Source organism: Anaeromyxobacter sp. SG66, from assembly GCF_022690805.1.
Taxonomy (GTDB): domain Bacteria; phylum Myxococcota; class Myxococcia; order Myxococcales; family Anaeromyxobacteraceae; genus Anaeromyxobacter; species Anaeromyxobacter soli.
The window spans coordinates 1-13,951 of record NZ_JALCZC010000111.1 but is presented as its reverse complement, the minus strand read 5'-3'; the positions used below and the strand labels follow the sequence as shown (position 1 = coordinate 13,951).

Below are 13,951 nucleotides of genomic sequence, written 5' to 3'. Positions count from 1 at the left end.
CGCCCCCCCCCCCCCGCCCGCCCCCGCGCCCGCGCCCAGCCCGGCGCCTCCGCCGCCCCCCGCCGCCAGCCAGCCGAACCCGCCCGCGAACGGAGCCGTCCGATGATCCGCCGCAACGCCCTCGTCCTCCTCGTCGCCGCGTCGCTCGCCTGCGCCGGGCCGCGCGCGAAGGCGCCCGCCGCCCCGCCGCCCGTCGCAGCCGCCGCGCCCGCACCCGCAGGGCCGGACCGCTCGCAGGTCCCGCCGCTCGGGCGCGCGCCGGAGCTCGAGCTCCCCGCGCAGCGCCACTTCGCGCTCTCGAACGGCCTCAAGGTGCGCCTCGTCGAGTACCGCCGCCTCCCGGTGGTTGCGATGAACCTCCTCGTGGGCGCCGGCGCGGGGCGCGATCCGGCGCGCCTGCCCGGCCTCGCGAGCTTCACCGCCGCGATGCTCACCGAGGGGACGAAGACCCGCTCCGCGATCCAGCTCTCGGACGAGACGAACTTCCTCGGGGCGTCGATCCACGCCTCGGCCGGCCCCGACTCCGCCGCCGTGTCCGGGGCGGTGCTCGCGAAGCACCTCGCGAAGTACCTCACGCTCTTCGCCGACGTGACGATGAACCCGGCCTTCCCGCGGGGGGACTTCGACCGCGTGCAGGACCAGCGGCTCGTGGCGCTGCTCCAGCAGCGGGATCAGCCGCAGCCCATCGCCTCGAAGACGTTCATCCCGATCTTCTGGGGCCCGATGCCCTACGGCCACTATCTGCTCGGGAACGAGGCGTCGGTGAAGGCGACCCGCCCGCGCGACCTCGCCGAGTTCCACGCCCGGAACTACCGCCCCGAGAACGCCGAGCTCGTCGTGGTGGGCGACGTCGCGGAGGCGGAGCTCCGCCCCCTGCTCGAGGCGACGCTGGGCCGCTGGAAGCGCGGCGGTGCGCCGGGGCGGCTCGCGCCCACGCCGCCCGCCGCGCCGCACCGGACGATCCTCGTCGAGAAGCCCGACGCGCCGCAGACGTACCTCCTCGTCGGGATGCCCGGCGCCCTGCGCTCCTCGCCCGACTTCGTCGCGGCGTCGGTGGCCTTCCAGGTGCTCGGCGGCGGCTCCTCCTCGCGCCTGTTCCGCAACCTGCGCGAGGAGAAGGGTTACACCTACGGTGTCTACGCCATGGGTGACGCGCGCAAGCTCGCCGGCGTGAGCCTCGTCGCCGGCAGCGTCAAGGCCGACGTCACCGGCCCGGCCGTGAAGGAGCTCCTGCACGAGCTCGCCCGGATGCGCGAGGAGCCGGTCCCGGCGCAGGAGCTCTCCGACGCGAAGGACGCGCTGGTGCTCGGCCTGCCCGCCGACTTCGCGACCGCCGGAGGGATCGCCTCCCGCGTCGCGGAGCTCGCCCTGCACGGGCTGCCCGACGACTACTGGAACGGCTACGCCGACGCGGTGCGGAAGGTGGACGCCGAGGCGGTCCGGCGGATCGCGCAGCGCTACCTCGATCCGGCCCGCATGACGGTGGTCATGGTCGGGAACCCGTCCGTCGTACGGCCCCAGCTCGCGGGGCTCCCGCTCGGACCGGTCGATGAACGCCCCGCCCCCTCCCCGGCGCGTGGGACGCGTCCGGCCCGCGCGGCGGGCGCGCGCTGAGGACGCGGGCGCGCCCCCGCGCCGCTCCCCGACGCGGATCGCGCTGTCCCACAGCGGCCTCCGCGTTCCGCGTCGGAGCGCGCGGCGTCGCTCTTCGCCCTCTTCGCGAGGTGCGATATCCGCCCGCGCTCGCTCGGGTGCGACATCGGGACACGATGACCTCGGACGCGTACACGTGTTGGATGTTCTCCTCACGCGAGGTCGATGATGGCGGGGAAGACCGGCCGGTGGTTCGGGTTGCCGAAGCGCGTCGCGCTCGGCTTCGCCGTGGCGGTCGCCTCCCTCATCGCCTCGGGCGTGCTGTCCGGCGTCACCCTCGGGAAGAGGACCGACGCGAGCGTCGCGGCGGAGATGGCCGCGGACACGCAGCTCGCGGTCGAGGAGCTCGAGTCCGCGATGCTCGTCTCCGACGCGGCCCTGGACGCGTACGTCGCGGGCGGCGACGCCCGGCACCGCGCCCGCTACGAGAACGCGCGGGGGAGGATCCCCGGCGCGGTGCAGCACCTCACCGACGCGGTCGGCGCCGAGCGCGTGGACGACGACGGGGTCTACCTCGGGAAGATCCGCCCGGCCGTGAAGCGCCTCGTCGACGGCCAGGGGCGCGCCCTCGCGCTCGCCGACGCCGGGCGCTTCGAGGAGGCGCGGATGCAGCGCGCCACCGAGGCGGTGCCGCCGCTCGAGCGGGCGCACGCCGCGCTCGAGGCGCTCGAGAGGCGCGAGGAGGCGGAGGTTGCCCGCGCGATGGCCTCGGCCCGCCGCACCCGCACGATCTCCAACGCCGTGTTCGTCGGCCTCGACGGGCTCCTGCTCGCGTTCGTCCTCGGCGCGGCGCGGGTGGTGCGGCAGGAGATCCGCGCCCGCGAGGCGCACGAGGCGGAGCGGGCGCGCGTGCTCGAGGTGCAGCAGCGGATCGTCGCGGTGGTGAGCCACGACCTGCGCAACCCGCTCTCCGGGATCCTCACCGCGGCGTGGGCGCTCGCTCGCACCGACCTCCCCGAGGACGCCAAGCGCGCAGCCCGCCGGATCGCCGCCGCGGGCCGGCGGATGGAGCGGCTCATCCGCGACCTCCTCGACTGGAGTCGCGCCAAGGCCGGCGCCGAGATCCCGGTCCACCTGTGCGAGGCCGACCTGTACGACGTCTGCACCCGCGTCGCGGAGGACCTGGCCGACGCCCGCGGCCACCGGATCGAGCTGTTGCGCGCGGGGGACACGCGCGCCCGGTTCGACCCGGATCGCATGGAGCAGGTGGTCGCGAACCTGCTCTCGAACGCGCTCAAGTACGGCGATCCCGACCGGCCCGTGCGCGTCGGCGCGGTCGGCGAGGACGGCGCGGTCCGCCTCGAGGTGCGCGACGAGGGGCCCGGGCTCGATCCCGCGATCCGGGCCAGCATCTTCGAGCCGTTCCAGCGGGCGCCGCGCGGTCTCCCGGGCGCCCACTCCAGCGTCGGCCTGGGGCTCTTCGTGGTGCGGACCCTCACGGAGGCCCAGGGCGCGCAGGTGGACGTCGAGTCGGCGCCGGGACAGGGCACGACCTTCGTCGTGAGGGTGCCGCGCGCGGTCCGCCTCTCGCTCGCCGAGGCGCGGGTGGGGTGACGCGGGGGTCGGCGCCGAGGTTCACGCCGACCCCCGAGCCCAAAGCGATCTCCGCTGCCGTGACGACCGCGAGCTCGACGCCGGGCGAGAGCTAGCGTCGGTCGACGCGACGCGACGCGCGACCTCGACCGCAATTTGGGCCGCGATCGCGACCCGTTCGAAACCAACCGCTCGCTCCCTCGCCCGAGGAGTGCCCGCCTGTCGGGGTGCCGAAGTAGACTGCGCCGGCGGCGGGCTCCCTGCCCGCCGCACCCCGCCATGGCCGACCTCCAGAACGAGTTCTCCTGGTCGAAGTCGCGCCACGAGAAGTTCGTGGAGTGCCGGCGCGCCTATTACTACGCGTACTACGGGAGCTGGGGCGGCTGGGAAGCCGCGCCGGGCTCGACGGTGCGCGAGCTCTACGTCCTCAAGAAGCTCTCCTCCCGCTGGCAGTGGGCCGGCTCCGTCGTGCACGACGCGCTGAAGCAGATGCTCTCGCGGGCGCGCGCGACCGGCGACTTCCTCTCCCTGGACCGGATGCTGGAGCGGACGCGGGCCCGCGCGCGGGCGCAGTGGTCGACCTCGCGCGAGAAGAGCTACTGGCGAGAGGCGTCGCGCATCGTCGGTCTCGTCGAGCACGAGTACGGCGACGTGGTGCCCGGCGAGGACTGGAAGCGGCTCTACGAGGGCGTCGTGGACGGCGCGCTCCGGGCGTTCTACGCGAGCCCCACCTTCGAGGAGATCCGCCGCACGCCGCGCGAGCAGTGGCTCTCGGTGGACGAGCTCGACTCCTGGAGCTTCGAGGGGACCAAGATCTGGGTCGCGATCGACTTCGCCTACCGCGACGCCGACGGGCGGGTGCGGATCCTCGACTGGAAGACCGGCAAGGAGCGCGGCGTCGACCACACGCAGGTGGGGATCTACGCGCTCTACGCGCAGCGGAAGTGGAGCGCCCCGCCCGACCAGGTGCTGGGCGGGCTCGTCTACCTCGTCGCGAACGGCGCCGGCTCGGGCGGTGACACGGTGTCGGTCGCCGCCGACGCGGCCGCGCTGGAGCGGTGCCAGGCGGAGATGCGCCACTCCATCGGGCAGATGCGGGCCGTGCTCGCCGACCCCACCCGCAACCAGGCCCTCATCGACCAGTTCCCGCAGCACGCCGAGCGCGACGGCTGCCGCCGCTGCCCGTTCCGCCGTCCGTGCGGGCGGATGTAGCCGGGCAGGCGCGGCTCCCGCAGCGGAACGCGAGCGCCCCGTCCTCGGGCCGCTTCGTCTCCCACCGGAACGCGTCGTTGCGGGGGCCGTGGCCGACCGGCGCCTCGCCTGTCGGCGGTCGCCGGCTCATGTCGGCGCTCTAGCCGCGGGCCTCGTAGTCCACCACCGCCCGCTTCTCGCGCACGCGCGCGATGAGGTCGGCGACGGCGCGGTGCTCTGGGTGCGCCTGGTAGGCGTCGAGCGCGGCGCGATCCACGAACGTGGAGTAGAGCGCGACGTCGAAGGACGCCTCGCTGCGCGCGAAGTCGATGCCCACCTCGATCTCGAGGAGCCCGGGGATGCGGCCCGCGAGCCCCTCGAGCGCCGCCTTCACCCTGCGGGCGTTCTCCTCGCGGGAGCCGCCCTCGGCCCGCTCCTTGAGCGTCCAGAACACGATGTGCTTCACCATTCCGTTCACCTCCCGCGCGGGCGCACCCGCGTTCGATCCGAAGGACGTTTCCCTGGCTTCGGCTCGCGCTTCCCGGCGCGGCCGTCCGGACTGTCGAGCCGCTTCTCCATGCGGATCGCGGCGAGCGAGGCGCCGCCGGGGAGGGGGACGCGGAGGTCCCTGCGGCGCGCGAAGCCGAGGCGCTCGTAGAACGGGACGGCGCCGAGCGCGGCCAGGACGCGCAGCCGCGTCGCGCCCGCGCGGCGAGCGGCGCGCGCGGCGTGCCGGACGAGCGCGCTCCCCAGGCCGCGGCCGGCGGCGCGGGGCAGGACGAAGACGGCGGTGAGCTCCGTGCCGCGCCGCGCCGCGTACCCCACGACGAGGCCGTCCCGCTCCGCCACGACGTAGCGCTCGCCGCCGGCCGCCATGGCCCAGCGGTGGTACAGCGCCGGCAGCGACGCCCAGGCGCGGAGCTCGGCGTCGGAGTAGGCGGCGGCGCCGCGCCCGCGGACGGCCGAGCGCATGACCCGCGCGACGGCGGTCGCGTCGTCGAGCGACGCGGCCCGGAGCGTCGCGGCCCGTGGCGCGCGCGGACGCGACGAGCGGCCGGCGAGGCCGCGGCCCCGGCTCACGCCTTCGTGTCCTTCTCCACGAGCCCGTAGCGCTGGAGCTTCTCGTAGAGCGTGGAGCGGTGCAGGCCGGCCGACTCGGCCGCCTTCGCGACGTTGCCGCCCGCCTCGCGCAGGAGGTCCTCGAGGAACTTCCGCTCCCACGCGTCGCGCGCGCGCCGGTAGCGCCCCTCCGCCCCGCCCGCCGCCGCGTCGCCTGCGGGCGGGGTGAGCTCGGGCGGGAGGTCCGCGAGGGTGATCGCGTCTCCGCGCGCCAGCAGGAGCCCGCGCTCGATCGCGTGCTCGAGCTCGCGGATGTTGCCGGGCCAGGGGTGGTCGAGGAGCGCGCGCATCGCCTCGCCGTCCGGCGCGAGGGGCGGCCGGCAGAGGCGCAGGGCGTGCTTCTCGACGAAGTTCTCGACGAGGAGCGGGATGTCCTCGCGCCGCTCGCGCAGGGGCGGGAGCCGGAGCGGGACGACGCGCAGCCGGAACCAGAGGTCCTCGCGGAACTTCCCCTCCTTCACGGCCCGGGCGAGGTCCTCGTTCGTCGCAGCGATCACCCGCACGTTCGCCTTGCGCGGCTTGCGGCTGCCCACCGGGATGTACTCGCCGTCCTGGAGCACGCGCAGGAGCTTCGGCTGCAGCGCCGGCGGGAGGAGGCCGATCTCGTCGAGGAAGAGCGTGCCGCCCTCCGCCTCGGCGAAGAACCCGGCCCGCGCCTGCTCGGCGCCGGTGAAGGCGCCCTTCTCGTGCCCGAACAGCTCCGCCTCGGCGAGGTTCTCGGGGATGGCGCTCATGTTGAGCGCCACGTACGGCCCGCCCGCGCGCCGGCTCATGGCGTGCGCCGCGCGGGCGAGGAGGTCCTTGCCGGTGCCGGACTCGCCCTCGACCAGGATCGGCACGTCGGAGGGGGCGATCCGCTCGAGCATCCCGACGAGCGCCTTCATCGGCTGCGACTTCCCGATGATCCCGTGCACGCCGAACTCGCCGGCGAGGGCGCTCCGGAGCCGCGCGTTCTCCCGCTTGATGCGGGCGTGCTCCACGGCGCGGGCGACGACGAGCTCGAGCTCCTCCGGCTCGAACGGCTTCTTGAGGTAGTCGAACGCGCCCGCCTTCATCGCCTCGACCGCGGTCTCCACCGTGGCGAACGCCGTGACGAGGATGACCGGGATCTCCGGCACCTTCGCCTTGAAGCGGCGCATCCCCTCGATGCCGTCGAGCCCCGGCATGCGCAGGTCCGTCACGATCGCGTCGAACTCGGCCCGCTCCACCGCGGGGAGCGCCTCGGCGACGGAGGGGAAGTCGTACACGGCGTAGGACCGCCCGAGCGTGCGCTTCATCATCTGGCGCGCCGAGTCGAGGTCGTCGATGACCATGAGGTTCGGTTTGCTCACGGCGCTCCTCTCACGGCGTCACCTGCGAGCGCGACGGCCGCCTCGGACGGCGCGGCAGGGAGGCGGATGCGGAAGGTCGCGCCGTGCCCGGGCGCGCTCTCGACCTCGACGGTCCCGCCGTGCGCCTCCGCCGCCTGGCGCACGATGGCGAGGCCGAGGCCGGTCCCGTTCGCCTTGGTGGTGAAGAACGGGTCGAACACGTGCGCCGAGACGTCGCGCTCGAGGCCGGGGCCGCTGTCCGCCACCTCGACCACCACGGCCTCGCCCTCGCGGCGGGCGCGGGCCACGAGCGTGCCACCCCCGCGCTCCTGCATCGCCTGCACGGCGTTCACGCAGAGGTTCAGGAACGCCTGGCGGAGCAGCTCCCCGTCGGCCACCACGTCCGGGAGGTCCGGCGCGATCTCGACCACGCGCTCCACCCGCGCCTGCGCGGCCGCGGGGCCGACCACCTCCACCGCCTCGCGCAGGATCGGCTCGACCGGCTGGGCGATGGGGTGGACCGTGCGGGCGCGCGCGAACACGAGGAAGCGCTCGATGAGCACCGCCGCGCGCGTCACCTCGCGGCGGATCGCCTCCACGTCGCCCTTCACCTCCGCCTCCGGCGGGAGCTCGCGGGCCGCCACCGACGCGTAGCCGCGGATGACGTTCAGGGAGTTCCCGATCTCGTGGGCGAACCCCGCGGCGATCCCGCCGAGCGTCGCGAGGCGGTCCGCCCGCAGCACCTCGCGGGTCTTCTGGGCGACGCGCTCCTCGAGCTCGGCGATGAGCCGCTGGTTCTCGGCGCGGCGGTCGTCGAGCCGCCGGGACATGTCGTTGAACGCGCGCACGAGATCGGCGAGCTCGCGCTCCTCCGGCTCCTCGAGGCGCACGCCACGCTCCTCGACGAGCGACTCGGCCGCCTCGGACAGCCGCACGAGCGGCTGGGTCACGCGGCGGAGGAAGATCGCGGCGAGCAGCTGCCCGACGAAGATCCAGAAGGCGGCGACGATGCTCGCCCCCCACGCCAGGTTGCGGGCGTTGCCGATCACCTCCTCGTGGGTGAAGTCGACCCGCACCGCCCCCACCACCGCGCCGCCTCGCAGGATGGGCGCGGAGGCCACGATCCCCTCCGGTCGCAGGAGCCGCCCGAGCGCCTGCAGCGGCGCCTCCGCGACCTGGAACTCGCTGGGCGGAACGCCCTCGGGGCAGGGCTCCTCGGTGCGCGTGACGCAGGCGAGGACCTTGCCCCTGCGGTCGACGATCCAGGCGCGGTCGAGCGGTGCGCTCGCCACCACCCGCTCGAGCACCGCGGGGAGCGCGGCCTCGCCGCCCGGATCCACGCCGTCGGCCCGCACCCAGTGGGCGCCCGCCGTGGCGGCCGTGGACGCGATGGCGACGCCCTCGCGCGCGAGGAGCTCCTGGCCGCGGACCACCTCGCGCCAGAGCGCGACCGCGGTGACGCCGCTCATCGCGAAGATGATGACCGCCGCTATTAGGACGAAGAGCTTGAGCCTGAGGGTCACGGCCCGCCCTCCTCCTGCGGGTGCGGGGGCCGCGGCGCGCCGGCGAAGGCGTGGCAGGCGGTGCAGGTCTTTCCGTTCGCGTGCGCGCTGGCGTGCGCGTGGCAGCGCTGGCAGCTCGCCGGCTCGGCGGACCAGGTGTGCGGCGGGTGGCAGTCCACGCAGCGGGCGTGGGCGGCGTTCGCGTGCAGCCCCGCGCGCCGCGTCGCGGCGAAGTCGTGGCAGTGCGTGCAGGAGACGAGCGTCTCGCCCGGCGGGGCGTGCGGCCGGTGGCAGCTCGAGCAGACCATCGCCATCGGGCCGTGCTCCTTCACCGGCGCGTGGATGCCCTGGGCGGTGTGGCAGCGGAGGCAGTCGCGGCGCGTCGGCCGGAGCCCGGGAGCGTCGCCGAGGAACTCGTGGCACGCGAAGCAGTGCATCCCTTCCATGCCCTGCACGCGGACGGCGTGGCCGGGGTGGCACTCGGCGCACTTCGCGGCGATGGGCTCGAAGCCGTGCATGCTCGCGGCGTGGCAGCGCACGCAGGCGATGCGGTGCTGCTCGTAGTGGATCCGGTGGCCGCGCGAGCCCCCCACCTGCGGCCAGCGCGGGTCGTGCGAGAAGTGGCACTCGGCGCAGGAGCCGATCTCGACGCCGCCGTGCCCCGCCGGCGCCTTCCCGAGGAGGAACGCGCCCAGCATGGCGACGCCCTGCTCGGCCTTCGCGTGGTGGCAGCGCTGGCAGGCGACGCTCTTGTGCGTGCCGGCCATCCAGAGCGCGAACTCCGGGCTCGCCTGGTGGCAGGTCGCGCAGAGGCGCGGATCCTCATCGACGTAGCGCTTGAAGCGCCACGCGCCCGCGGCGAGGGCGGCCACGGCGAGCGCGGCGAGGGTGAGGGCCAGCGTCTTCGCGGGGCGTGAGAGCCTCATGGGGGAGCGCGATTGTAGCGCGGCCCGTCCCGGGTCCGCGCGTCCGCGCCGCCCTGGAAAAAGAGGGGGGCCGCGCAGTCTCCCGCGCGGCCCCCCGACGCTCGCTCCCTGGGCGGGCGGCTTACTTCTGCTCGTCGCTCATCCGGTCGTACTCCAGCGGATGCTCGTGCTTCATCATCTCGACGCTGATCCGGCCGTTCAGCCAGGCCCAGTTCATCGGGAAGATCGAGGGCTTCAGGTGCACGTTGTAGAAGTGCACCACGAAGAGGAAGAGGATCGCGAGCGTCGCCTCCTCGCCGTGGATGATGAGGGCGGAGGAGATGAGCCAGCTCGGCGCCCACGCCGCGAAGAAGGCCGGGAACCAGAAGATGAACCCGGTGCCCACCATCATCACGATGCCCCAGAACACGGCCCAGTAGTCGAACTTCTCCAGGTACATGTACCGGTCGAACCTGGGCCGCTCCTTCTTCACGCCGAGCATGAAGAGGATGTTGTCCCGCATGTCGACGGCGTCCTTCGGCCCGGGCAGCATCGAGAGCGGGAGCCGCTTCTGGGCGGCGAGGAACGTCAGGTAGAAGAGGTGGTAGATCGACGAGGCGATGATGAGGACGGCGCCGACGCGGTGCCACATCGCCGCGCCCTCCGCGCCGCCGAAGATCTTCATGAACGCCTCGGAGTAGGGCGCCGCGTCCCTGCCCCCGATGATGGGCGCGTTGCCGAACGTCCCGGCGCCGCGGAGCGGCCAGCCGGTGATGCCGAGCAGGATGACGCCGGAGAGCATGAGCCAGTGCTGGATGCGCTGGTGGATGTCGAACCGGATGACGCTCCGCACCGCGTCGACGGAGGGGCCGTGGCCGCCCTTCGCCCGCATGCGCTGGCGCAGCTCGTAGACGAAGTCGACGAGCACGTGGAACGCGAAGAACAGCAGCGTGAGCGTGGTGAGGTACGAGAACGCGATGTGGATGATGTGCGGGACGGGGTGCCCGGACGTCTCCTGCGGCGTCTTGTGGGCGATGAGCGACGCGAAGCTGTCCGTGGCGCCGGCGTGGCAGCGCGCGCAGGCGTCCTTGCGGTTCTTCACGTTCACGATCGAGTTCGGGTCCGTCTTCGCCACGATCGCGTGGGTGCCGCCCCGGTTCGCGGGCGCCGCGTGGCAGCTCACGCACACCGGCGCGAAGGTGTTGCCGACGCGGACGAGGCGGCCGTGGATCGAGTCGTGGTAGGTGACCGCCGCCTCGGGGTTGAGGCCGGCCTCCTTGGCGAACTCCTCGTTGCCGTGGCAGGCCTCGCAGCGCTTCGCCATCGCGCGGCGATCCTCGGGCACCGGCTGGCGGGCGCCGGACTTCGGCTCGTAGAACGCCAGCGCCTTCACGGAGTGGAGCGAGCCGTGGCAGGAGGCGCAGGTGGGACCCGCGACCTTCGCGTCCTCACGCTGCCACTTCGAGTGGACCGAGGCGGCGAACGCGTCGGTCTGCTCGGTGTGGCAGTTCTGGCAGGCGAGGTAGGCGCGCGGGGAGGTGACCTTCACCTTCTTCTCGCCGTCGGCCCAGGCGGCCTTCTCCAGCCGGGAGACGAACTTCTGCTCCGCGTCGGACAGGGGCGGGAGGGTGCCGCCCATCGCGTGCTCTTCCGTGTAGCCCGCGTGGCAGTCCGTGCAGCCGACGCCGTTCTGGGCGTGGACGGACTTGGCGAAGAGGTCCGGGTGGACGGTGGGGCCGTCGCCGCCGGGGGAGTGGCACTGGAGACAGGTGTCGCTGCCCTGGGGCAGCTTCGGCTCTTCCGCTCGAGCGGTCGAGGCGAGGAGGAGCGCGAAGGAGAGGAGAATGGCTCGCATAGGCGGTGGGTCGCGGGTGCAACGGACATGCCCCTGCACCCAAACAGATTCTGAGGTTATGTTCCGGAAATCACGAGGGTTTGCGCGACATCAATCGCCGGGAGGTCGCAAAGCTTGCGCGCAATCGGCCCGAACGGGAAAGGCTGCGCGTTCGCGCACACCGCCGCGAGAAAAGCCGCGAGCCCGGAGAGGTCCCCGGGCCCGCGACGGGTCGAGCGGCACATCGGCGGCGCAGCTACTCGGGCGACGCCTCCTGGGCGGCCGGCTTCCGGACGGCGAGGCCGGTCAGCGCGCCCACGCCGGCGCCCGCGGCGGCGCCCATCACCGCGAACAGCGCGCCCACGCCGGCCACGCCGAGCACGATCCCGAAGACGATGAGCGCGCGCACGAGGAACGTCGGCTCGAGCGGCGTGCCGAAGATGCCGCCGGCGAGGAGCACGCCCGCGTAGCCGCCGTACAGCATCGAGGGGAGGAGCGCGACGGCGAGGAAGAGGGCGAGGCCGAGTCCGGCGCCGATGAGGGAGGAGGTCTTGCTCTGCATGACGGTTCTCCTGGTTCGCTGCGGTCTGGAAGGTTCCGGCGAGCACCACCGCGTCGCGTCCGCCGTGCTCGCTCCCTACTGCACGACCGCTGCCAGGATCGCCGCGCCTCCTCTCGCGGGCTTGCGCGCTCCGGCGTCGGGTTCTCCCGACAGCCCGCCGGGGCGGGACGACATCGCGCTGCGCGCTCCACATCATGCGGTTCCGCGGCGCGCCGGAGCCGCCTCAGCTCCTCAAGGCCGCGCGTCCACCCGCACCACCGGATAGCGTCGGTACGTCTCGTCCCAGGCCGGGTGGCGGCGGAAGAAGAACTCGCTCCGCGCCCGCCGGTCCGCCGCGAACGTCGGATCCGCGAGCCGCTGCTCCCACTCCGCGCGGACCGCCGCGTCCTCCGCGAGCAGCTGGCGGGCGAACGGCTCGAGCACGTAGTCCTCGATGTACTCCTTGCGCTCGAAGGCGGCGTTGAAGGTCCCCCAGGCGAGGAGCGCGTCGGGCGCGGCCGGCTCGAGGAGGTGCGCCGCGACGAGCGCGCGCGGCTGGGCGACGGGCACGAACAGCGCGCCCGCCCCGATCGACCGCCGCTCGCAGGCCCACGCGCCCTTCACCGAGAGCTGCTGGCGCCCCTCGAACGGCTCGGCGCGGAACTTCGCCTCCGTGGCGCGGAAGACCTCCACCTCGCGCGGCGGGCGCGCGCCGCCGAGGCGCTCGAAGCGCACCCCGTGGACCGCGAGCTTCGCCGCGACCGGCTCCGCGAAGCCGGCCGGCACCACCCAGCCGCCCCTCGGGAGGACGGCGCTCGCGGCCGGGCGGAGCGCGGCGAGGTACGGCACGTTCCAGACCTCCGGGCGCGACTCGTCGTAGCGGGTCACGGGCGCGCCGGTCACGACGGAGGGCTCGCGGACGTAGGCGTAGCCCCGGAAGGCGAGGGGCGTCGGCTCGCCGGTGGGCTCGAAGGCGAGCGCGACCTCGCGCCCGGCGAGCGCCGGCGCCTCGCGATCCGCGCGCTCGGCGGCGGCGCGCCAGCGGGCGCCGCGCTCGGCGGCGAGCTCGAGGAGCGCGCGGAGGAAGTCGACCGCCCCCTTCACGCGCTCGCCGTAGGGACGCCACGAGTGCGCCTCGAGGAGGATGCCGATGCGGTCCTGCGCCGCCCAGTAGCCGTGGCCGAAGTGCGGCGGCGGCACGCCCTGCGCGAACCCGCTCGCCGGATCGCCGTCCTCGCGGAAGGAGGGGTAGAAGTCCACCGGGAGGTGGCCGCCGGTGGTGAGGCGCGCGAGGAGCGCCTCGGAGAGCGCAGCGCCCTCGGGACGGAGCGCCGCGGCGTAGCCGAAGCGCGGCTCGACCATCACGGCGAGGTCGTGCTGGAACTGCGCGCCGTCGGTGACGTGCAGGTCCGCGTAGACGATGGGATCCCACTTGCGCAGGAGCGCGAGCATGGCGCGCGTCTCGGGCGCGTCCGCCTTCAGGTAGTCGCGGTTCAGGTTCAGGTTCGCCGCGGTCACGCGCCAGCCCGCCTCGAGCGGCCCGCGCTGGTTCGGCCGCTGCAGCGGCCCGAACCGCTCGTGCCCGTCGACGTTGAAGACCGGCACGAACACCGCGGTGACGCCCGCGAGCGGGCCGCCGCCCTTCCGCAGCAGCTCGCGGAGCAGGATGAAGCCCGCGTCCTTGCCGTCGAGCTCGCCCGCGTGGATGGCGCCCTGGAACAGGACCACCGGGCGCCGCCGCGCGCGAGCCGCGTAGGGGGTGAGGACGCCGTCGGCGCTCGCGACGAGCGCCACGAGCTCGCGCCGCTCCGGCGTCACGCCGAAGCTCACGCAGCGGGCGCGCCGCGGGAAGGCGCGCGCGTAGTCGCGACACAGCCGGACCGCCTCGTCGTAGCGGCCGGTGCGCTCGAAGGCGGTGCGCTCGGCGGTGGTGACGAGGTCCTGGGCGGTTGCGGAGAGGAGCGCGGCCGCGAGGGCCGCCGCGGGGGCGATGGGCATGGCCGCGCATCATAATGAGCGCGGCGCGAGATAGCCTGTCAGTGCGAGCGCCACCGCCGAGAAAGCCTGCAGCACGCCCGCGAGCCCCGCCGGGATGGGTCCGACGAGGACGATCCAGAGCGACATCCCACACGCGACCACCGCGAGGCTCGCGTGCACACGCTGGCGCCGTGCCGCCGGCGACGGGTCCGCCGCGCCCGCCGCGACGGGCATCCCCACCACCGCCGCGAACGTCGCGACGAACAGGCCGAATCCGACCAGCGCGACCTCGCTCTCCGGCACGGCCGCCGACACGAGCACGCCGAACGCCGCCGCCGCGAGCGCCGGGAGCGAGGCGAGCGCGAGCCCGGCGATCGCGCCGGCGG

The 13,951-nt window shown here is 74.4% G+C and carries 12 protein-coding genes; 3 read left to right on the top strand and 9 right to left on the bottom strand.

The genetic code is table 11. The annotated features are described in order from the left end of the window. The first annotated feature begins 102 nt into the window (after positions 1-102). The 3 genes from MNZ39_RS20310 (at position 103) to MNZ39_RS20300 (ending at position 4,398) form a co-directional block, all read left to right on the top strand. Positions 103-1,614: a pitrilysin family protein gene (locus MNZ39_RS20310; RefSeq protein ID WP_242340915.1), complete on the top strand. Its 1,512-nt coding sequence runs from the start codon at positions 103-105 to the stop codon at positions 1,612-1,614. Between the two features lie 207 nt (positions 1,615-1,821). Then, positions 1,822-3,207 (top strand): sensor histidine kinase KdpD, encoded by a 1,386-nt coding sequence (locus MNZ39_RS20305; RefSeq protein ID WP_242340914.1) that lies wholly within the window; start codon positions 1,822-1,824, stop codon positions 3,205-3,207. Positions 3,208-3,465: 258 nt separating this feature from the next. Next, positions 3,466-4,398 (top strand): PD-(D/E)XK nuclease family protein, encoded by a 933-nt coding sequence (locus tag MNZ39_RS20300; protein ID WP_242340913.1) that lies wholly within the window; start codon positions 3,466-3,468, stop codon positions 4,396-4,398. Between the two features lie 139 nt (positions 4,399-4,537). On the opposite strand, the gene MNZ39_RS20295 is transcribed toward MNZ39_RS20300, so the two are convergent. The 9 genes from MNZ39_RS20295 to MNZ39_RS20255 all read right to left on the bottom strand — a co-directional run. Continuing rightward, a complete protein-coding gene (locus tag MNZ39_RS20295) occupies positions 4,538-4,846 on the bottom strand; it encodes a Dabb family protein (RefSeq protein WP_242340912.1) in 309 nt (102 codons plus the stop codon). A gap of 5 nt (positions 4,847-4,851) precedes the next feature. Next, positions 4,852-5,457: a GNAT family N-acetyltransferase gene (locus tag MNZ39_RS20290; RefSeq protein WP_242340911.1), complete on the bottom strand. Its 606-nt coding sequence runs from the start codon at positions 5,455-5,457 to the stop codon at positions 4,852-4,854. Beyond that, a complete protein-coding gene (locus MNZ39_RS20285) occupies positions 5,454-6,827 on the bottom strand; it encodes a sigma-54 dependent transcriptional regulator (protein WP_242340910.1) in 1,374 nt (457 codons plus the stop codon). The genes MNZ39_RS20290 and MNZ39_RS20285 overlap by 4 nt, the downstream gene beginning before the upstream one ends. Next, the gene (locus MNZ39_RS20280) at positions 6,824-8,329 is read right to left on the bottom strand and encodes an ATP-binding protein (protein ID WP_242340908.1); all 1,506 of its coding nucleotides are present in this window, start codon (positions 8,327-8,329) and stop codon (positions 6,824-6,826) included. Before MNZ39_RS20280 ends, MNZ39_RS20285 begins: the two co-directional genes overlap by 4 nt. Beyond that, a complete protein-coding gene (locus MNZ39_RS20275) occupies positions 8,326-9,234 on the bottom strand; it encodes a hypothetical protein (protein ID WP_242340907.1) in 909 nt (302 codons plus the stop codon). The genes MNZ39_RS20280 and MNZ39_RS20275 overlap by 4 nt, the downstream gene beginning before the upstream one ends. Before the next feature lie 121 nt (positions 9,235-9,355). Beyond that, a complete protein-coding gene (locus MNZ39_RS20270) occupies positions 9,356-11,068 on the bottom strand; it encodes a cytochrome b/b6 domain-containing protein (protein WP_242340906.1) in 1,713 nt (570 codons plus the stop codon). 235 nt (positions 11,069-11,303) lie between these two features. Continuing rightward, complete coding sequence (locus MNZ39_RS20265) at positions 11,304-11,609, bottom strand: hypothetical protein (protein WP_242340904.1); 306 nt, start codon at positions 11,607-11,609, stop codon at positions 11,304-11,306. Positions 11,610-11,840: 231 nt separating this feature from the next. Then, positions 11,841-13,586, bottom strand: a complete 1,746-nt coding sequence (locus tag MNZ39_RS20260) for a M14 family zinc carboxypeptidase (RefSeq protein ID WP_242340903.1) — start codon at positions 13,584-13,586, stop codon at positions 11,841-11,843. A 9-nt stretch (positions 13,587-13,595) separates the two neighbouring features. Further along, positions 13,596-13,951 (bottom strand): hypothetical protein (locus MNZ39_RS20255; protein WP_242340901.1); only part of this gene is annotated, 356 nt, incomplete at its 5' end.

Coding starts and splice junctions, on each gene's coding strand:
- MNZ39_RS20310 (WP_242340915.1), top strand. CDS start 103: ATGATCCGCCGCAACGCCCTCGTCCTCCTCGTCGCCGCGTCGCTCGCC.
- MNZ39_RS20305 (WP_242340914.1), top strand. CDS start 1,822: ATGGCGGGGAAGACCGGCCGGTGGTTCGGGTTGCCGAAGCGCGTCGCG.
- MNZ39_RS20300 (WP_242340913.1), top strand. CDS start 3,466: ATGGCCGACCTCCAGAACGAGTTCTCCTGGTCGAAGTCGCGCCACGAG.
- MNZ39_RS20295 (WP_242340912.1), bottom strand. CDS start 4,846: ATGGTGAAGCACATCGTGTTCTGGACGCTCAAGGAGCGGGCCGAGGGC.
- MNZ39_RS20275 (WP_242340907.1), bottom strand. CDS start 9,234: ATGAGGCTCTCACGCCCCGCGAAGACGCTGGCCCTCACCCTCGCCGCG.
- MNZ39_RS20270 (WP_242340906.1), bottom strand. CDS start 11,068: ATGCGAGCCATTCTCCTCTCCTTCGCGCTCCTCCTCGCCTCGACCGCT.
- MNZ39_RS20265 (WP_242340904.1), bottom strand. CDS start 11,609: ATGCAGAGCAAGACCTCCTCCCTCATCGGCGCCGGACTCGGCCTCGCC.
- MNZ39_RS20260 (WP_242340903.1), bottom strand. CDS start 13,586: ATGCCCATCGCCCCCGCGGCGGCCCTCGCGGCCGCGCTCCTCTCCGCA.